Genomic DNA, 18,360 nt, shown 5'->3' with positions numbered 1-18,360 from the left:
CACTTCGGGCGCTACTCCGACGGGAGTAGTGCAAGTTCGTCCGGGGGAACGAAAAAGCGTTTCACTTCGCGGATCGCGTCATACCGGGCCGTCTCGTGCGCCCGGTCACGCACCGAGGTACGCGAGCACCGCCAGCACCCGCCGGTTGTCGTCGTCCGACGCCATGATGCCGAGCTTCCCGAAGATGCTCGTCGTGTGCTTGCTGACAGCGCCCTCGGACACGAACAGCTGCTTGGCGATCGCCGCGTTCGAACGGCCTCCCGCCATAAGCTCCAGCACCTCGCGCTCGCGCTGCGTCAACTGCTCCAGCGGCGCGGTCTCCGCGCTGCGGGTCAGCAGCTTCGCGATCACCTCGGGGTCCATGGCGGTGCCGCCGCCCGCGACCCGGCGTACCGCCTCGACGAACTGGTCCGTGTCGAACACCCGGTCCTTGAGCAGGTAGCCGACCGCACCGGAGCCGTCGGCGAGCAATTCCCGGGCGTACAGCTGCTCGACGTACTGCGACAGCACCAGCACCGGCAGCCCCGGAACACGACGACGGGCCTCCAGCGCAGCCTGGAGGCCCTCGTCGGTGAAGGTGGGCGGAAGCCGTACGTCCACCACCGCAACATCGGGGTTCTTCTCGACCAGGGCCTTCAGCAGCTCCGGTCCGTTGTCCACCGCCGCGACGATCTCGAACCCGTGGGCTTCGAGCAGCCGCACCAACCCGTCCCTCAGGAGGGCGAGGTCTTCGGCGAGGACAACACGCACGGCAGCTCCATGGTGACCGTGGTCGGGCCGCCCTGGGGACTCACCAGGGCGAGGGTCCCGTCGAATGTACCGAGCCTGCGCTCGATCCCGCGCAGTCCGGTGCCCTTCTCCAGCGCCGCACCGCCGCGCCCGTCGTCGGTCACCTCGATGCGCAGCCGTCCCGCGCGGTACCGCACGTCGATCCAGACGTTCTGCGCGGCAGCGTGCTTGGCGACGTTCGTCAGCACCTCGTTGACCGCGAAGTAGCCGGCCGACTCGACCGGAGCCTCCAGGCGGCCGGGTACGTCCACCGTCACGTCGACGTGCAGCGGGCTCTCCAGCGCGAGGGCGCGCACCGCGTCGCCGAGGCCGCGGTCGGCGAGGACCGGCGGGTGGATCCCGCGTACCAGGTCGCGCAGTTCGTGGAGGGCCTTGGCGGACGCCTCACGCGTCTCGGTGAGCAGCGCGCGGGCCGCCTCGGGGTTCGTCTCCAGCAGCGCTTCGGCGGCGCCGAGGTTCATGCCCATCGCGACCAGCCGGGCCTGGGCGCCGTCGTGCAGATCCCGCTCGATGCGGCGCAGTTCGGCGGCGGACGCGTCGACCGCGTCGGTACGGCTGACCGTCAGCTGGGCCACCCGCAGCCGCATCTCGGCCTTCTGGGTCGGCGCCAGCAGCGAGCGGGTGAACACCGCGTGCGCCTTGAGCATGGCCGGTGCGATGGCGAAGCCGATGAAGATGTACGCGATGCCGAGCAGCACCGCGAGCATCGCCCGGCCGTCGCTGTCCACCTTGAGGAACGTGTACCAGCCGCTGTCCCCCGCGTCGACCAACGTCTCCCACAGGAAGGGGTGGAGCAGGCCGAACACGCCCTGCGCGATGAACCCGAGCGCCAGGATCGACAGGAACAGGCCCACCACCCAGTCCGCGATCAGCCACAGCAGGTCGCGCCACGTCGCCGGGTCGGCGAGCACGTGGCGGCAGCGCTGCACGACACCGGGGATGCCGCGGTCGTACTCGGGCTCCGGGCGGTAGGGGCGCGGGATCTCCACCCCGGTCCAGGCCAGCGAGCGGCGCCGGGCCAGGTCGGCGAGCGACCGGGTGGCGACGACCAGCACCGGAACGACGAGCACGCCGATGCCGATGATCATCAGCGGCAGGAACGTCACCGTCAGGCAGAACAGGACCAGCCCCGGGATCATCGCCGGAACCAGCCACAACCCCCGCAGCGCCGCGATCCCCCCGCGCCGGAAGCCGAAACCGGCCTCTGCACTCATGACTCCTCCTCGGTACTTCCGGCCGTGCCCCGACCTGCGGGCTCTTCTTCCTACACCAAGGAGTCTGCCGATCCCGGGCCTCGCGGGCACTGGCCCGGGCCCCCGGAACGGGGTGGGCCCAGGCCCACCCTGCCATGGCGGCGTGCCATGGTGCCGGGTCCGATTTCCGCTGGTCACGCGAGGTCCGATTACCGCCAGCAGGTTTTGAGGCGGACGCGCAGTCTTGTGGTGGTGACGGCGGCACAGGGCCCGGCCGCCGGACACCGGCGCAGGTCGGTCGCCTGATCGTCCGATCAACCGACCGATTGCCGTGACCCGTCTCCCCGACCGGTCACCGCGTCGGCCGGCGGTGGAACCAGCCGCGCCCCTTCTGTTTCGCCTGCTTCTTCTTCGAAAGGCACAGCCATGTCTTCGCGCCTTGCGTCCAAGGTCTTCATCGTCACCGGCGGCACCTCGGGTATGGGCCTCGCCGTCGCCCACCGCCTCGCCTCGGAGGGGGCCGCCGTCGTCCTCGGCGCCCGCCGCAAGGACGTCGGCGAGCAGGCCGCCGCGGAGGTCCGGGCGGCCGGCGGCCGGGCGCTGTTCGTTGCCGCGGACGTCACCGTCGAGGAGGACGCCGCCGCCCTGACCGCCGCCGCGGTCGCCGAATTCGGGCGGCTGGACGGGGCGTTCAACAACGCGGGCGGCATGAACGCGTTCGGCCCGGTCCCGACCGTCGACCGGGGTGCCTGGGACGCCGACATCGCCCAGAACCTGACCAGCGTCTTCCACTCCATGAAGCACCAGCTGCCCGCCGTCATCGCGTCGGGCGGCGGCTCGATCGTCAACAACGCGTCCAACCTCGGCGTGGTCGGCATGCCGGAGGTGGCGGCGTACGTCGCGGCCAAGCACGCCGTCGTCGGACTGACCCGGGCGACCGCGCTGGAGGTGGCGGAGCAGGGCGTACGCGTCAACGCGATCGCCACCGGCGGCGTCGACACCCCGCTGGCCCGCGCCACCATGCTCACCAGCGACGAGGCGCACGCGCACATCGCGTCCCTGCACCCGGTGAACCGGATCGCGGAGCCCGCGGAGATCGCCTCGTTCGTGGCGTACCTGCTCAGCGACGAAGCGTCCTTCATCACCGGCGCAGCCCTCGCCATCGACGGCGGCTTCACGGCGCGCTGAACCGCACCCACTCCCGCGCCCACTCCCCTGCTCCCGGTCCCGGGGGAATCGCGCGGCCGGCTCCGGCGCTGGCCTTGACGTCGACGTCAAGGTCTAGCGTCGGAGCCGACGACGCGGGAGGACGCGGGAGGAGCGCTCATGCGCATCGGAGAACTGGCCGAACGGGCGGGCACCACCACCCGCACGCTTCGCTACTACGAGGCGCGCGGACTGCTCCCGGCGCGGCGCACCGTCAACGGCTACCGCGAGTACGACGAGGACGACCTGCGGCTCCTGCACCAGATCCGGACGCTGCAGGACTTCGGCTTCGAACTGGAGGACACCCGTCCTTTCGTGGAATGCCTCCAGGCCGGCCACCCCGCGGGCGACTCCTGCCCGGCCTCCCTCGACGTCTACCGCGCCAAGCTCGCCGAACTCGACCTCTGCATCGACCGCATGATGCGGGTGCGCGCCGAGGTCGCCGTCCAACTGGCCCGCGCCGAAGTGGAGGCCGCCGCGCGTACGCCGGGCGGCCCCGACCCCAAGTGCGAGCTGGCCCCGTGCGACTCCGCCGCGCTCTCCCCTCGAAAGGACCCCGTCCCGTGAGCACTCTCTCCCCCGTCACCGACGCCACCTTCGCCGACGAGGTGCTGGCCTCCGACACTCCCGTCCTAGTCGACTTCACCGCGGCGTGGTGCGGCCCGTGCCGCATGATCGACCCGGTGCTCGGCGACATCGCCGCCGAGGAGTCCCGCTTCCGCATCGTGAGCCTCGACGTGGACGCCAACCCGGAGACGACCGCCGCCTACGGCGTGCTCTCCATGCCCACGCTCATGCTCTTCCGCGCGGGCGAGCCGGTGAAGTCCCTGGTCGGAGCCCGCCCCAAGCGCCGCCTCCTGGCCGAACTGGACGAGGTGCTCTAGACCGACGAAACGCTCCCTATACCGACGACGCGCTCGCTAAGCCGTCGATGTACTCTGCGCCGTTGCCGCCCCGCCGACGGTGAACCGCAGTTCGGGCCGCTCCCAGGTCACCTTGGGCGGCTGCGGGGGCAGCACGGCGACGCGTACGGCGCCCATGCGCACGTAGAACTGCTCGGCGGGCGGGTGCGACACGACCCGGACGTGGTCCGCCCCCGCGTCGTGCGCCCGATGCAGCATGTGGTCCACGAGCCGCCTGCCGACGCCCAGCCCCTGGGCCCGGTCGGCGACGAACATCAGGTCCAGTTCCGGGGGTTCCAGCAGCAGCCCGTAAAAACCGAGCAGCGCCCCGTCGCCCTCCGCCTCGGCGAGGTAGACGGGGTTCTGCGCGATATAGTCCGGGGCTACCTCGTAGCCGTCGATGATCGAGGCGTACTCCCCTTGGTAGGCGCTCAGTTCGTGCATCAGCCGGGTCAACCCGCCGGCCTCGTCGGGCCGCGCCCGGCGAACGCGCACCGTCACCACGGACCTCACCGGCTGTCCTTCCGCCGCGGCATCACCGCCGACACACACGTCCCCACGTCCTCGTGCGCCCAACACCAGGCGGACGTACCCGGCGCCGCCGGATCAAGGACGTACGTCTCCGCCGACGACGGCAACCCCAGCGGCACAGTCTGAACCATGCCCCCCATCCTCCCCCGCCCGACCGACAGCCGCCGACCCATGCGCCGGCCCAGTTCCGCGATCAGCCCTGCTGCATGTCCACGAAGCGGGAGTAATGGCCCTGGAACGCCACGGTGATGGTCGCGGTCGGACCGTTACGGTGCTTCGCCACGATCAGGTCCGCCTCCCCCGCACGCGGTGACTCCTTCTCGTACGCATCCTCACGGTGCAAAAGGATCACCATGTCCGCATCCTGCTCAATTGATCCACTTTCGCGCAAATCGGACACCATGGGCTTTTTGTCGGTTCGCTGTTCGGGGCCTCGGTTGAGCTGGGACAGGGCGATGACCGGGACTTCGAGTTCCTTGGCGAGGAGCTTCAGGTTTCGCGACATCTCGGAGACCTCCTGCTGGCGGCTCTCCGCGCGGCGGCTGCCGCCGCCGGTCATCAGCTGGAGGTAGTCGATGACGACGAGGCGAAGGTCGTTGCGCTGCTTGAGGCGTCGGCACTTCGCACGGATCTCCATCATGGAGAGATTCGGCGAGTCGTCGATGTAGAGCGGTGCCGCGCTCACGTCCGGCATGCGCCGGGCGAGCCGAGTCCAGTCCTCGTCGGTCATGTTGCCCGAGCGCATGTGGTGCAGCGCGACCCGCGCCTCGGCGGACAGCAGACGCATCGCGATCTCGTTGCGCCCCATTTCGAGCGAGAAGATCACACTCGGCAAATTGTGCCGAATTGAGCATGCCCGCGCGAAGTCCAGGGCGAGTGTCGAGTTGTGGGTGGGGATCCAGCTCTTCCCCGCCAGGTACATGTGGTCGGCGTTGTCGACCTGGACGCAGCGGACCGGCACGGACTCGATCGGGCGTACGTCGGTGATGAAGCGCATCCGCGTCGTGGGGTAGGCGCGGGTTGTCTGCCGAGCAAGCTTGCGAGGAAGGCGGAACACCGGTTCGCACGGGGTGAACGTGATGCGGTAGCAGGTCGAGGACGCTTCGCTCCGGCCGCGAACAGCCTTGGTACGCATGGACGCCTGGTGGCCCAGACTGAGCACGAGTTCGAGCACGTCCTCCGCGAGACGCCGGTTGGTGACCGCGAACTGGACCGTACCGGACGGAGAGGTGTAGCCGTCGGTGTCCAGCAACCCGGCGAGCAGCGCGCGGCGTTGGTCTTCGGACGCGCGCAGATACTCAGCCGGAATGTGCTTGTCGCCGAGAACACCGAGGGTCCGCAGGATCGTCTGGACGCTGCCGTACCCATCGCGGCATTCGGCGCACAGCGCCGGGCCCGTGGACGCGCGTCCGCAGTCGGGGCAACGCGGCCCGGGGACCGGTGCCGAGACGAACCGAGCCTTGCCACCACAGCTTTGACCGCAGGTACGCACCTGGGCGGTCCTCGGCTGGAAGGCGCGGCCGCACATGACACAGGTACGGGCGGGCAGTGGCGCGCGCTCGGGCAACCGCAGCGAGTAGTTGAGCGCAGTCTGCTTGTCGACGCGGAGGCCTTCGGCGCGGAGTTCGGCGACGATCTCCTCGTCGGTCGTGGTGATGCGGGCCGACTTCGTATGGCCGTCGCCCAGCCAGCACCCCAGGGCGTACGGTGACAGCGGCAGATCCCGTTCGGGCATTTGGAGCGCGGATGCGACCCGAACCGCGTGGTTGTGTCGTCGGTCGCCGGTGTCGCAGTGCAGAGTTGCGGCGATCTGGCGCGTGGTGGTCACCGCTGCTGCGACCGGCCGGTGCTTCGGGCCGACGGAGCCGGTCAGGACGGCCTGCGCCGAACGCCGGGCGGCGCGGGTTTCGGTGAGCCACTGGTGCTCCGCGTCGGCGACGATGACGGTGCCGTCCGAGAACTCCACCTCGTAGCAGGGACGGTTGACCATGACATCCGTGGCGGCGACCACCTTTGTCGCCCGGCCGTCGGCCCCGACAAGGAAGTCGCCGACGCGGACCTCGCCCATCGTCGTCCAGCCGCCGGGCGTGGGCAGCGGTGTCTCCAGGGCCAAGGCCTTGCCCATGGCGGGGCGGGCGGCGATGACGATCATTTGGCCGGGGTGGAGGCCGTTGGTGAGGGCGTCGAGGTCGGTGAAGCCGGTGGGGACACCGGACATCTGGCCGTTGCGGGAGCCGATGGCCTCGATCTCGTCGAGGGCGCCTTCCATGATGTCGGCGAGGGGGGCGTAGTCCTCGCTGGTGCGCTGCTCGGTGACGGCGTAGACCTCGGCCTGGGCGCCGTTGACGATCTCGTCGACGTCGCCGTCGGCGGCGTAGCCCATCTGGACGATGCGGGTGCCGGCTTCGACGAGGCGGCGCAGGACGGCCTGTTCGCGGACGATGCGAGCGTAGTACTCGGCGTTGGCGGCGGTGGGGACCGAGGAGATGAGGGTGTGGAGGTACGGGGCCCCGCCGACGCGGCCGATCTCGCCGCGCTTGGTGAGCTCCGCCGCGACGGTGACGGCGTCGGCCGGCTCGCCGCGGGCGTAGAGGTCGAGGACGGCGTTGTAGACCATCTCGTGCGCCGGGCGGTAGAAGTCGATCGGCTTGAGGTTCTCGACGACGTCGGCGATCGCGTCCTTCGAGAGCATCATGCCGCCGAGGACGGACTGCTCGGCGGCGATGTCCTGGGGCGGTGTGCGCTCGAAGCCCTCGCGGGTGGGGGGAGCGTCCTCGTACTCCGAGACACTCATGCCGTGCTTCCTTCCTCGGCGTCGGGACACGGCGTGCGCCCGGACCCTCCGGGGGCGCCTGGTGGTCCTGCTCTTTCATACGGCAACGGGCCGACAAAACGGCCGCACCACGCGTTGTGCAGTCCCTCACCGTAAGGGTGGACCCGGCCTCGGCCAACGCCGTCGTCCACAGGGGGTGTGGATAACTGTGGAAAGTCTGTGGACCGACACCGCCGCAGCTGTGCACAACCTGTGCGCAGAGCGCCGGACAAGCATTGTCCACAGCTGTGGAAACCGGGCCTGACCTGGGGTTTCTCTGTCCACCGCCTGTGCATGTGAAAAACTTCCGGTCCGATGGACCGGCAATCGCCCCGCGTATGTGGACAACCACCGCCCGCAGCCACAAGTAATGACCATGGATGGATTGTGATCATTACCTGTGGATGACTACCGTGGACAAGTGCACACCCCCCTCGAAAGCGACCCGCGACCCCGCCCCGACCTGCGACGACAGGTCGGCCGCGCGCAGGACCGGGAGATCCTGCGGCTCGCCGTACCGGCCTTCTTCGCGCTGGTCGCGGAGCCGCTGTTCATCCTCGCGGACGCCGCGATCGTCGGGCACCTGGGCACCCCCGAGCTGGCCGGCCTCGGCATCGCGGGCACGGTCCTGAGCACACTGGTCAACCTGTGCGTGTTCCTCGCGTACGCGACGACCGCGAGCGTGGCGCGCCTGGTCGGTGCCGGCGACCGGCGCGGCGCGATCCGCCAGGGTGTGGACGGCGTCTGGCTGGCGGCCCTGATCGGAGCCGCGCTGCTGGTGGTGGGGGCGGTGGCCGCGCCGTGGATCGTGGACGCGTTCGACGCGTCCGCGACCGCCGCCCCGCACGCGACGACCTACCTGCGGATCAGCAGCCTCGGCATCCCGGCGATGCTCATCGTGCTCGCCGCCACCGGCGTGCTGCGCGGGCTCCAGGACACCCGCACCCCGCTCGTCGTCGCCGTCGCCGGGTTCGGTGCGAACCTCGTGCTCAACCTCGCCCTCGTCTACGGCGCCGACCTCGGCATCGCCGGATCCGCGTGGGGCACGGTGATCGCCCAGTGGGCGATGGCCGCGGCGTACCTCGTGGTCGTGGTGCGCGGCGCGCGCAGCCACGACGCCCGCCTCACCCCCGACTTCGCGGGCATAAAGGCCTCCGCCGCGGCGGGCACGCCCTTGTTCGTACGCACCGTCAGCCTGCGCGCCATCCTGGTCGTCGGCGCGGTCGCGGCGACCCGCATGGGCGACACCGAGATCGCGTCACACCAGGTGGCCTGGCAAATATGGACGTTCCTCGCCTTCGCGCTCGACGCCCTGGCGATAGCGGCACAGGCGATCGTGGGGCGCGCGCTGGGTGCGGGCGACGTTGCGGGCGCGCGCTCCGCGACCCGGCGGATGCTCATGTGGAGCGTGTGGACGGGCGTGGTGTTCGCCGTCCTGATCGTGGCCGCCCGGCCGCTCTACATCCCGCTGTTCACCGGCGACCCCGCGGTACGCGACCTGCTCGGCCTGGTCCTGCTCGCCGCCGCCGCGCTGCAGCCGCTCGCCGGGCCGGTGTTCGTCCTCGACGGCGTCCTGATAGGCGCGGGCGACGGCCGGTTCCTGGCCTGGATGATGCCGGCCGTGCTGCTCGTGTTCCTGGCCACCGTCGCGGTCGTCCTCGGGCTGGGCGGCGGCCTCGTGGCGCTGTGGTGGTGGGGTGTCGGGGCGTTCATGGTCACGCGCCTGGTCCTGCTCGGCTGGCGGGCGCGCGGCGACGCGTGGCTGGTCACGGGGGCGAGCGTACGGAAGTCCGGCTGACGCACGGCACGCACCGCGAAGCCCGGTCGCCGGGACCGTCGGTGACGACGACCCCGGCAACCGGGCTTGATCTTCTCGGCGACGGCTCGCCCGCCGCCGGATCGGGCGCCACTCAGCCCGCGACCGGGACGGCCTCACGCTGCTCCGCAGCGGCCACGTCGCCGCGTACGCCCGCCTCCGGCGCCGTCGACTTGAACCCCCGCAGCCGCAGCGAGTTGCCGACCACGAACACCGACGAGAAGGCCATCGCGGCCCCCGCGATCATCGGGTTGAGCAGCCCCGCCACCGCCAGCGGGATCGCGGCGACGTTGTAGGCGAACGCCCAGAACAGGTTCGTCTTGATCGTCCGCAGCGTCGACCGGGACAACCGGATCGCGTCGACCGCGGCGCCCAGGTCGCCGCGCACCAGCGTGAGGTCGGCCGCTTCGATGGCCGCGTCGGTGCCCGTGCCCATCGCGAGCCCGAGGTCCGCGGTGGCCAGCGCCGCGGCGTCGTTGACGCCGTCGCCGACCATCGCGACGACGCGTCCCTCGGCCTGGAGCGCCTTGACCGCGTCGACCTTGCCGGCCGGCAGCACCCCGGCGATGACCTCGTCGATGCCGACCTGCGCCGCCACGGACCGCGCGGCCCGCTCGTTGTCGCCGGTCAACAGCACCGGGGTCAGCCCCAGTTCGCGCAGTCCGGCGATTGCCGCCGCGGAGGTGGGCTTGACGGTGTCCGACGTGACGAGCACGCCGCGCACCCCGCCGTCCCAGGCCACCGCGATCGCGGTACGCCCCGCACTCTCGGCCTCGTCCAACGCCGCCGCCAGTTCCGCCGGCAGCGCCAGCCCCCAGTCCGCAAGCAGCGCCGGGCGTCCCGCGACGACCGCGTGGCCCTCGACGACACCCTCGACGCCGAGGCCTTCACGGTTCGTGAAGCCCTCGACCTGCGGCAGCGTCCCGTGCCGCTCGGCCGCCGCGGCGGCGATGGCCTTGGCGATCGGGTGCTCGCTGGCGTGCTCCACCGCGCCGGCCAGGCGCAGCAGTTCGTCCGCGTCGCCGCCGTCGACCGGGACCGTGGCGACCAGCGCCATGCGTCCCGTGGTGACGGTGCCGGTCTTGTCGAGCAGGACGGTGTCGACGCGACGGGTGTTCTCCAGGACCTCGGGGCCCTTGATCAGGACGCCGAGCTGCGCGCCGCGGCCGGTGCCCACCAGCAGGGCGACCGGGGTGGCCAGGCCGAGGGCGCACGGGCAGGCGATGACGAGCACGGCGACCGCCGCGGTGAAGGCCGCGGTGGCCCCTTCGCCGCTGCCGAGCCAGAAGCCGAGCGTGGCGACCGCCAGCGCGATCACGATCGGCACGAAGACGCCGGAGATGCGGTCGGCGAGCCGCTGGACGGCGGCCTTGCCGGTCTGCGCGTCGGTGATCAGCCGGGCCATCTGCGCAAGTTGCGTGTCGGCGCCGACCTTGGTGGCGCGTACGACGAGGCGTCCGCCCGCATTGATGGTGGCGCCGGTGACGTTGTCGCCCGGACGCACCTCGACCGGCACCGACTCGCCGGTCAGCATGGACGCGTCGACCGCCGACGAACCCTCGGCCACCACGCCGTCGGTGGCGATCTTCTCGCCGGGACGCACCACGAACCGGTCGCCGACCGCGAGGCGGTCGACCGGGATGCGCTCCTCGCGGCCGTCCGCGCGCAGCACGGACACCTCGCGGGCGCCGAGTTCGAGCAGCGCCTTGAGTGCGGCGCCCGCCTTGCGCTTGGAACGGGCCTCGAAGTAGCGGCCGGCGAGGATGAACGCGATGACGCCGGACGCGGCCTCGAGGTAGATCTCGGCGTGTCCGCCCCCCGCGGTGAAGCTGAACGCCATGGTCATGCCGGGTTCGCCCATGCCGCCGATGAACAGCGCGTACAGCGACCAGAAGAAGGCCGCGAGCGTGCCGAGCGAGACGAGGGTGTCCATGGTCGCGGTGCCGTGCCGCAGGTTCTTCGCGGCGGCCTTGTGGAACGGGAACCCGCCCCACACCACCACGGGTGCCGCGAGCGCGAGCACCAGCCACTGCCAGAACCGGAATTGCAGCGGCGGGATCATCGAAAGGGCGATCACCGGCACGGTGAGCAGCGCGCTGTAGACCAGGCGCTCGCGCAGCGTCCGCAGTTCGGCGTCCTTGCCGTCGTCGGTGCGGTCGCCGTCCCCGGCCGCGCCGCCGGACGGTTCGGGCTCGTCGCGTACGGGGGTCGCGCTGTAGCCGGCCGCCTCGACCGCCTTGACCAGGTCGGCCGGGTCGAGGGCGGCGGGGTAGGTGACGGTGGCCTTCTCCAGGGCGAAGTTGACGGTGGCCTCGACCCCGTCCAGCTTGTTGAGCTTGCGCTCGATGCGGTTCGCGCACGAGGAGCAGGTCATCCCGCCGAGAGCGAGGTCGATGCGCGCGGCGTTTGCGGAGTCTGCCTGCGGCGGGGTGGTCACTGTTCCTCCTCGGTGACGCTCAGGACGCTCATTCTGCACTGCTACATATCCCTACGGGGTAGGGGTACCCGGGGAGCAGAATCCCGGGCACCCCTCGGCGGCCTGGCGGCCCCGGGTCAGGAGGTGACCTTGGCCCCGTCCACGGCGGAGTAGCCCGCCTCCGCGACCGCCGCCCGGACCGCGTCGCGGTCGACGTCGCCGTCCGACGACACGGTCAGCAGGCCGCTCGCCAGCTCCACCCGCACGTCCCGGACGCCGGGAACCTCGGAGACCTCCTCCTGCACGGACGAGACGCAGTGGCCGCAGGTCATGCCGGTTACGGTGAAGGTCGCGGTGCTCATGACGGTGCCCTTTCCGGAGATGGTGCGGGATCCGGCGTACGCCCGATCCCCTGCCGTACTGAAACTATACCCCCTAGGGGTATCAAGCAAGCCCGGGGCCCGCCGCCCTGTCCAACGAGCGGGGACGGGCCGGGAAAGGCCCCGGCACGAAACGCCCCCGGAGCGGGTGAGCGGACCCCGGGAAAGGCCGAAGGCCCGGAGCTCCTGTAGGAGCTTCGGGCCTTCAGGGGGTGCGGTCAGGTCAGGCCGAAACGACGTCGAGGTCGAGAGCGGCGGAGACCTCCGGGTGGAGGCGGACCGTGACCCGGTGCGTGCCGAGGGTCTTGATCGGCGCACCGAGCTCGACACGGCGCTTGTCCAGGTCCGGACCACCGGCGGCCTTGATCGCGGATGCGACGTCGGCGACGGTGACGGATCCGAACAGGCGCCCGCTTTCGCCGGCACGGGTCGCGAGCTTCACCTTGAGACCGGTGAGCTGCGCCTTGACCTCGTTCGCCTGGTCCAGGTTCTTGATCTCGCGGACCTTGCGGGCACGGCGGATGGAGGCGACCTCCTTCTCACCGCCCTTGGACCAGCGGATCGCGAACCCGCGCGGGATGAGGTAGTTGCGGCCGTAGCCGTCCTTGACCTCGATGATGTCGCCGGGCTCGCCGAGCCCGGTGACCTCGTGCGTGAGGATGAGCTTCATGTCAAGTCCACCCTCTCTCAGCGCGCCGTGCTGGTGTACGGCAGCAGCGCCATCTCACGGCTGTTCTTGACGGCCGTGGCGACGTCACGCTGGTGCTGCGTGCAGTTGCCGGTCACGCGACGGGCACGGATCTTGCCGCGGTCGGAAATGAACTTCCGCAGCAGGTTCGTGTCCTTGTAGTCGACGTAGGAGATCTTCTCCTTGCAGAACACGCAAACCTTCTTCTTCGGCTTGCGCGCAGGCGGCTTCGCCATTGCTTTCTCTCCAGATCAAGAAGTCTTCGTCCGGACGTGCGCGGCACGGGGGCCGCGCGGGCGTCCTAGAACGGGGGTTCGTCCGTGTAGCCGCCGGGCTGGGGACCCCAGCCGCCGCCTCCGCCACCGGTGTTGCCACCTGCGGGGGACGACCACGGGTCGTCGGCCGGCGCGGGGTTGCCCGACGGAGGACCGCCGTAGCCACCCTGCTGGCCGCCGCCCTGCGGACCGCCGTAACCACCGCCGCGGTTGTACTGACCACCACCGCCGCCGCCACCCCGGCCGGCCTTCGTGACCTTCGCGGTCGCGAACTTGAGCGAGGGGCCGATCTCGTCGACCTCCAGCTCGTAGGCCGTCCGGTTCTCGCCTTCCTTGGTCTGGTACGACCGCTGCTTGAGGCGTCCCTGGACGATGACCTGCATGCCCTTCTGCAAGGACTCGGCCACGTTCTCGGCCGCCTGCCGCCAGACCGAGCAGCGGAGGAACAGCGCTTCGCCGTCCTTCCACTCGTTGGTCTGCCGGTCGAACGTCCGCGGCGTGGAGGCCACGGTGAAGTTCGCGACGGCCGCGCCGCTGGGGGTGAAGCGCAATTCAGGGTCGGCGGTCAGATTCCCGACCACGGTGATGACGGTGTCGCCTGCCATGCCTTACCTTCCCCTGCGCCTTGATGACGGTGTCGTCGGTATCCGCTGCGAGTGGTTACCGCTGGTCGGGACGCAGCACCTTCGTGCGCATGACCGACTCGTTGAGGTTCATCTGGCGGTCGAGTTCCTTGATGACCGCGGGCTCCGCGGCCAGGTCCACGACGGCGTAGATGCCCTCGGACTTCTTCTTGATCTCGTACGAGAGCCGGCGACGGCCCCACGTGTCGACCTTCTCGACCTTGCCGCCGCCGTTGCGGACGACGTTCAGGAACTGCTCGAGCAGCGGCGAGACCGCACGCTCTTCGAGGTCCGGGTCGAGGATGACCATGAGCTCGTAGTTACGCATGAAAACACCCACCTCCTATGGACTGATACGGCCACGGAATCTCCGTGACAGGAGGGCTTTGCGTAGACCGCGGCAGCCGGGCACACCACCCCGTGAGGGTGGCAACCATGGCGCTGCGGACGGTACAGCGTACCCGGCGCGGCGCTATCTGTTGAAATCCGCCGTGCGGCGGATGCACCCTGTGGTAGGGAGATCACGGACAAATCGTCCGTACCCCCGTGTCCACCATCGGAGGTGCGAGATGGCTCAGACCATGCGCCGCGGCCCGTTGGCCGCGCTCAACCTCGAAACGATCAACCGCGTCCATGACGACAGGCCGCACACCAAGGAGAACGCCCTCGCGGCGGCGACCGTGGTGTTCGGCATCGTGGCCATCGTGTGCGCGTTTTTCCCGAGCATGCACATCCTCGGCGCCTGGAGCGGTCTCGCCGGCGTGCTCGTGGGCCTCGGCGGCCAGATGATCTCGGCGACGACCCTGGAGCGGTTCGTGCTGGTCATCGGGCTCGGCGGGGCGGCCGTGGGTCTGTTCATCAACATGGCCAACGGCGGCTTGTACTAACTCTCTGCAATCAGTCCGCTGCAGCGGCCCCGCAGTGGCCGCGTCCGCCATTGGCACGGACGCGGCCGCCTGCGCGCGGGCGGCACCTACACCGCAAGCAACCGCTGGACGCCCTCGTCCGCCAGTTCGGCCCCCGCCCCCTCGTGCACGACGACGCCCGCGTCCAGCACGGTGAAGCGGTCGGCCAGGCGCATCGCGAAGTCGAGGTACTGCTCGACGAGCAGCACCGCGAGTCCGCGCTCCTTGTGCAGTTGCTCGATCACGTCCTCGATCTCGGCGACGATCGACGGCTGGATTCCCTCGGTCGGCTCGTCGAGGATCAGCATGCGCGGGCGCGTCACCAGCGCCCGCGCGATCGCGAGCTGCTGCTGCTGGCCGCCGGAGAGGAATCCGGCACGCCGCCTGAGCAGCGGCCGCAGCCGCGGGAAGACGTCGAGCGCCTCGTCGATGATCCCGCGGTCCTTGGCGCCGCTGGCCTCCCAGGTCACCCGGAGGTTCTCCGCCACCGTGAGTTGCGCGAACGACTCGTGGCCCTGGGGCACGTAGCCCATCCCGAGGCGGACCCGCTGGTGTGTGGACAGCTTGGTGATGTCGTGGCCGTCGAACACGACCGTGCCGCCGCGCGTGGGCAGAACGCCCATCACGGCGTTGAGCAGCGTCGTCTTGCCGACGCCGTTGCGGCCCATGACGCAGGTCAGCGACCCGGCGGCCACCGCGAGGTCGACGCCGAACAGCACCTGGGCGCGGCCGTACGCCACTTCGAGGCCGGTCACCTTCAGCATCAGGCCACCCCTTCCCGTACCGCGCCGCTGTCCACCGCGCCGTCCTCGCCGCCCACGAGCACCGGCTCGGCCGCCCTGGTGTCGCGCGAGCGGCCCAGATAGACCTCCTGCACCTTGGGGTCGGCCTGCACCTGGGCCATGTCGCCCTCGGTGAGGACGCGGCCTTCGTGCAGCACGGTCACCGCGGAGGCGTACGTACGCACGAACTCCATGTCGTGTTCGATCACCACCACCGTGCGGTCCCGCGCGATCTCGGCGAGCAGTTCGCCGGTCCGCTCGCGCTCCTCGCGCGACATGCCGGCCACCGGCTCGTCGAGCAGCAGCAGACGCGGCTCCTGGGCCAGCAGCATCGCGATCTCCAGCCACTGGCGCTGTCCGTGGGAGAGCACCGCGGCCGGGCGTTCGGCGAGGTCGAGCAGGCCGGCCCGCTCCAGGACGGAGCCCACGATGTCGGTGCGCGACCTGCGCCGCCGCAGCAGCGCCGGAAGCCGCATGCGGAAGCTGGCCGCGAGGTCGACGTTCTCCTCGACGGTCAACTCCTCGAACACCACGGCGGTCTGGAACGTGCGGCCGACGCCGAGCCGGACCACCTGGTGCTCGCGCTTGCCGACGAGTTCCTTGCCGGCGAACACGACGCTGCCCTCGGTGGGCCGGGTCAGGCCGGTGACGACGTCCACCAGCGTCGTCTTCCCGGCGCCGTTGGGGCCGATGAGGAACCGCAGTTCGCCCTCGGCGACGGTCAGGTCGATGCCGTCGATCGCGCGGAAACCGTCGAAGACCACGGAGAGCCCGCTGATCTTCAGCAGCGGCTCGGTGCCGGTCATGCGACCACCTCCGTCTTCTCGTCCGACACGCTCGGTGCGGGCCGCGGGACGCGGCGTTCGGGGCCGGGTTGCCGCGGGCCGTCCGACCGGCGGTTGCCCAGGCGGCGGGCCTGCTCGGCGGCGAAGTCGCGTATCTGGCCCGCCACTCCGATGACGCCCTTGGGCGCGTACGCCATCACCGCGATGAACAGCGCGCCCTGGAGGTAGAGCCAGCCTCCCGCCCAGTTCTCCGAGAACGTGGTCTTGGCGTAGTTGAGCAGCACCGCGCCCAGGACCGCCCCGGCCAGGGCGTAGCGCCCGCCGACCGCGACCGCGAAGACCAGTTCGAGCGACGGTACGACGCCGAGCAGCGCCGGCGAGATGATGCCGACCACCGGGACGAACAGCGCGCCGGCGATGCCCGCCGAGATCGCGGACAGCGTGAAGGCGACCGTCTTGAAGACCGCCGGGTCGTAGCCGAGGAACCGCACGCGGTCCTCGCCGTCGCGCACCGCGATCAGCAGGCGTCCGAACCGGCTGGCGACCAACTGCCGGAATCCCAGGTAGAGCAGCCCGAGCACGGTCGCGACGGCGAAGTAGAGCACCCGCTTGTCCGCGTCGTCGGCCAGGTCCAGGCCGAAGAACGTGCTGAAGTTGGTCAGTCCGTTGGTGCCGCCGGTCAGGCCCTGCTCGCCGACGAGCCAGATGACGAAGGCCGCGGCGAGCGCCTGGGTGAGGATGGCGAAGTACGCGCCGCGCACCCGCCGCCCGAACACGAGCAGGCCCAGCAGCGCCGCGATCGTCCCCGGCAGCAGCACCACCATGAGGATCGCGAACCACGGCTGACGGAACGGCTCCCACAGCATGGGCAGTTCCTCGACGCCGCTCCACACCATGAAGTCGGGCAGTTCGCCCGGGCCCGCCTCGGCGAGTTTGAGGTGCATGGCCATCGCGTAGCCGCCCAGGCCGAAGAACACCCCTTGGCCGAGGGTGAGCATGCCGCCCTTGCCCCACGCGAGGCCGATGCCGAGCGCGGCGATGGCGAAGCACAGGTACTTCGCGAGGAGTTCGAGCCGGAACGGGGACAGCGTCGCGGGGGCGACGGCGAAGACCAGCAGGGCGACGGCGACGAAGCCGATCGGGCCGTGCCACTTCGTGGTGCCGGACCTGAGCCGGCGTACGAGCGGCTCGCGCGTCCCCGAACCGCCCTTCCCCGACCCGTTCTTGGGCGCGGTCGAGGTGGTCGACGCGGTCGAGGTGGTCGACGCGGAGGACGTGGTGGACGTGGTGCTCTCGGGCCCGCCGTTCGCGGACCGTGCGCCGCCCGTCATGTCAGCTTCCTGGAGCGCAGCACGAACAGACCCTGCGGTCGCAGTTGGAGGAACGCGATGATCACGGCGAAGACCACCACCTTGGCGAGTGAAGCGTCGGACCAGAACTCGACGTAGCTGTTGACGAGGCCGAGGACGAACGCGGCGATCACCGCGCCCTGGAGTCGTCCGAGGCCGCCCGCGACGACCACGAGGAACGCGTCGACGATGTAGTAGGTCCCCAGGGCCGGGCCGACGGGGCCGATGAGGGTGAGCGCCACGCCGGCGACACCCGCGAGACCGGAGCCGATGAAGAACGTGCGCTGGTCGACGCGCGAGGTCGCGATGCCGCTGCACGCGGCGAGCTGGCGGTTCTGCATCACGGCCTGCATGCGGCGGCCCTGCTTGGTGCGGGCCAGGTAGAACCAGATGGCCACGACGCACACCACGGCAAGGGTGAAGATGAAGACGCGGGCGTAGGGCAGCCGGATGCCGAGCCACTCGCCGCCGCCGACGAGCCAAGTGGGCGCCTTGACCTGCACGTTCGGGGCGCCGAAGAGGTCGCGCGCCACCTGCTGGAGGACCAGGCTCACGCCCCAGGTCAGCAGCAGCGTGTCGAGCGGACGGCCGTAGAAGCGCCGGATGAGCGTACGTTCCAGGACGAGGCCCATGAGCCCCGCGACCGCGAACGCGACCGGCAGCGCGACCAGGACGGCCTGGCGGCCCGCCCAGTCCTGGAGCATGTAGGCGGTGTACGCGCCGGCCATGATGAATTCGCCGTGCGCCATGTTGATGACGCCCATCTGACCGAACGTGAATGTCAGGCCGAGGGCGATGAGGAGCAGCACCGCGCCGATGGAGAGTCCGATCGGCAATTGGTTCATGAAGGCGTTCAACGGATCTCCCTTTTCCTCCGGACCCCGCCGAATCCCCCGAGATCCGGGACG

General features: G+C 70.6%; 20 protein-coding genes. 5 read left to right on the top strand and 15 right to left on the bottom strand.

The genetic code is table 11. The features are described from left to right. Positions 1–105: 105 nt before the first annotated feature. Together AB0C36_RS17470 and AB0C36_RS17465 are read right to left on the bottom strand one after the other, a co-directional pair. Positions 106–750, bottom strand: a complete 645-nt coding sequence (locus tag AB0C36_RS17470) for a response regulator transcription factor (RefSeq protein ID WP_358354924.1) — start codon at positions 748–750, stop codon at positions 106–108. Then, the gene (locus AB0C36_RS17465) at positions 714–2,003 is read right to left on the bottom strand and encodes a sensor histidine kinase (protein ID WP_358354921.1); all 1,290 of its coding nucleotides are present in this window, start codon (positions 2,001–2,003) and stop codon (positions 714–716) included. The genes AB0C36_RS17470 and AB0C36_RS17465 overlap by 37 nt, the downstream gene beginning before the upstream one ends. A 405-nt stretch (positions 2,004–2,408) precedes the next feature. Here AB0C36_RS17465 and AB0C36_RS17460 point away from each other — a divergent pair, with 405 nt between their 5' ends. From AB0C36_RS17460 to trxA, 3 genes are all read left to right on the top strand, one after another. Continuing rightward, entirely contained in the window at positions 2,409–3,170 is a 762-nt protein-coding gene (locus AB0C36_RS17460) for an SDR family NAD(P)-dependent oxidoreductase (protein WP_358354918.1), read from the top strand. Positions 3,171–3,308: 138 nt separating this feature from the next. Next, positions 3,309–3,755 carry a MerR family transcriptional regulator gene (locus AB0C36_RS17455; RefSeq protein WP_358354916.1) on the top strand — a complete coding sequence of 149 codons (447 nt, stop codon included), beginning with the start codon at positions 3,309–3,311 and terminating at the stop codon, positions 3,753–3,755. Next, positions 3,752–4,072 carry a thioredoxin gene (gene trxA, locus AB0C36_RS17450; RefSeq protein WP_358354914.1) on the top strand — a complete coding sequence of 107 codons (321 nt, stop codon included), beginning with the start codon at positions 3,752–3,754 and terminating at the stop codon, positions 4,070–4,072. Before AB0C36_RS17455 ends, trxA begins: the two co-directional genes overlap by 4 nt. Before the next feature lie 36 nt (positions 4,073–4,108). Here the strand turns inward: trxA and AB0C36_RS17445 are convergent, their stop codons facing one another. The 3 genes from AB0C36_RS17445 to dnaB form a co-directional block, all read right to left on the bottom strand. Beyond that, on the bottom strand, positions 4,109–4,534 hold the full coding sequence (locus tag AB0C36_RS17445; protein ID WP_435839063.1) for a GNAT family N-acetyltransferase: 426 nt from the start codon (positions 4,532–4,534) through the stop codon (positions 4,109–4,111). Positions 4,535–4,599: 65 nt separating this feature from the next. Then, positions 4,600–4,752 (bottom strand): hypothetical protein, encoded by a 153-nt coding sequence (locus AB0C36_RS17440; RefSeq protein WP_358354911.1) that lies wholly within the window; start codon positions 4,750–4,752, stop codon positions 4,600–4,602. A gap of 62 nt (positions 4,753–4,814) precedes the next feature. Then, positions 4,815–7,445, bottom strand: a complete 2,631-nt coding sequence (gene dnaB, locus AB0C36_RS17435; protein WP_435839062.1) for a replicative DNA helicase — start codon at positions 7,443–7,445, stop codon at positions 4,815–4,817. A 409-nt stretch (positions 7,446–7,854) separates the two neighbouring features. Here dnaB and AB0C36_RS17430 point away from each other — a divergent pair, with 409 nt between their 5' ends. Next, a complete protein-coding gene (locus AB0C36_RS17430; RefSeq protein ID WP_435839061.1) occupies positions 7,855–9,231 on the top strand; it encodes an MATE family efflux transporter in 1,377 nt (458 codons plus the stop codon). Positions 9,232–9,343: 112 nt separating this feature from the next. On the opposite strand, the gene AB0C36_RS17425 is transcribed toward AB0C36_RS17430, so the two are convergent. From AB0C36_RS17425 to rpsF, 6 genes are all read right to left on the bottom strand, one after another. Continuing rightward, complete coding sequence (locus tag AB0C36_RS17425) at positions 9,344–11,623, bottom strand: heavy metal translocating P-type ATPase (protein WP_358354988.1); 2,280 nt, start codon at positions 11,621–11,623, stop codon at positions 9,344–9,346. Positions 11,624–11,802: 179 nt separating this feature from the next. Further along, positions 11,803–12,027 carry a heavy-metal-associated domain-containing protein gene (locus tag AB0C36_RS17420; protein WP_358354909.1) on the bottom strand — a complete coding sequence of 75 codons (225 nt, stop codon included), beginning with the start codon at positions 12,025–12,027 and terminating at the stop codon, positions 11,803–11,805. A gap of 241 nt (positions 12,028–12,268) precedes the next feature. Beyond that, entirely contained in the window at positions 12,269–12,715 is a 447-nt protein-coding gene (gene rplI, locus AB0C36_RS17415) for a 50S ribosomal protein L9 (RefSeq protein WP_358354906.1), read from the bottom strand. 17 nt (positions 12,716–12,732) lie between these two features. Further along, a complete protein-coding gene (gene rpsR / locus AB0C36_RS17410; RefSeq protein ID WP_003978893.1) occupies positions 12,733–12,969 on the bottom strand; it encodes a 30S ribosomal protein S18 in 237 nt (78 codons plus the stop codon). Between the two features lie 65 nt (positions 12,970–13,034). Beyond that, entirely contained in the window at positions 13,035–13,613 is a 579-nt protein-coding gene (locus tag AB0C36_RS17405) for a single-stranded DNA-binding protein (protein ID WP_358354900.1), read from the bottom strand. A gap of 55 nt (positions 13,614–13,668) precedes the next feature. Further along, positions 13,669–13,959 carry a 30S ribosomal protein S6 gene (rpsF, locus tag AB0C36_RS17400; RefSeq protein ID WP_235056889.1) on the bottom strand — a complete coding sequence of 97 codons (291 nt, stop codon included), beginning with the start codon at positions 13,957–13,959 and terminating at the stop codon, positions 13,669–13,671. A 241-nt stretch (positions 13,960–14,200) separates the two neighbouring features. On the opposite strand from rpsF, the gene AB0C36_RS17395 reads away from it, so the two are divergent. Beyond that, entirely contained in the window at positions 14,201–14,518 is a 318-nt protein-coding gene (locus AB0C36_RS17395; protein ID WP_358354897.1) for a hypothetical protein, read from the top strand. An 86-nt stretch (positions 14,519–14,604) separates the two neighbouring features. Here the strand turns inward: AB0C36_RS17395 and urtE are convergent, their stop codons facing one another. Genes urtE through urtB form a run of 4 tightly spaced genes read right to left on the bottom strand, consistent with a single transcriptional unit; the run spans position 14,605 to position 18,309 of the window. Then, positions 14,605–15,300, bottom strand: a complete 696-nt coding sequence (urtE, locus tag AB0C36_RS17390) for an urea ABC transporter ATP-binding subunit UrtE (protein ID WP_358354896.1) — start codon at positions 15,298–15,300, stop codon at positions 14,605–14,607. Further along, on the bottom strand, positions 15,300–16,124 hold the full coding sequence (urtD, locus tag AB0C36_RS17385; protein ID WP_358354893.1) for an urea ABC transporter ATP-binding protein UrtD: 825 nt from the start codon (positions 16,122–16,124) through the stop codon (positions 15,300–15,302). Before urtD ends, urtE begins: the two co-directional genes overlap by 1 nt. After that, positions 16,121–17,434: an urea ABC transporter permease subunit UrtC gene (urtC, locus tag AB0C36_RS17380; protein ID WP_358354891.1), complete on the bottom strand. Its 1,314-nt coding sequence runs from the start codon at positions 17,432–17,434 to the stop codon at positions 16,121–16,123. The genes urtD and urtC overlap by 4 nt, the downstream gene beginning before the upstream one ends. Then, the gene (gene urtB, locus AB0C36_RS17375; protein ID WP_358354888.1) at positions 17,431–18,309 is read right to left on the bottom strand and encodes an urea ABC transporter permease subunit UrtB; all 879 of its coding nucleotides are present in this window, start codon (positions 18,307–18,309) and stop codon (positions 17,431–17,433) included. The genes urtC and urtB overlap by 4 nt, the downstream gene beginning before the upstream one ends. Positions 18,310–18,360: the final 51 nt, after the last annotated feature.

Origin of the sequence: Streptodolium elevatio, assembly GCF_040649515.1 — a bacterium.
In the GTDB taxonomy this organism is placed as follows: Bacteria; Actinomycetota; Actinomycetes; order Streptomycetales; family Streptomycetaceae; genus Yinghuangia; species Yinghuangia elevatio.
The sequence above is the reverse complement of the archived record's forward strand: the minus strand, read 5'-3'. Positions and strand labels throughout refer to the sequence as shown.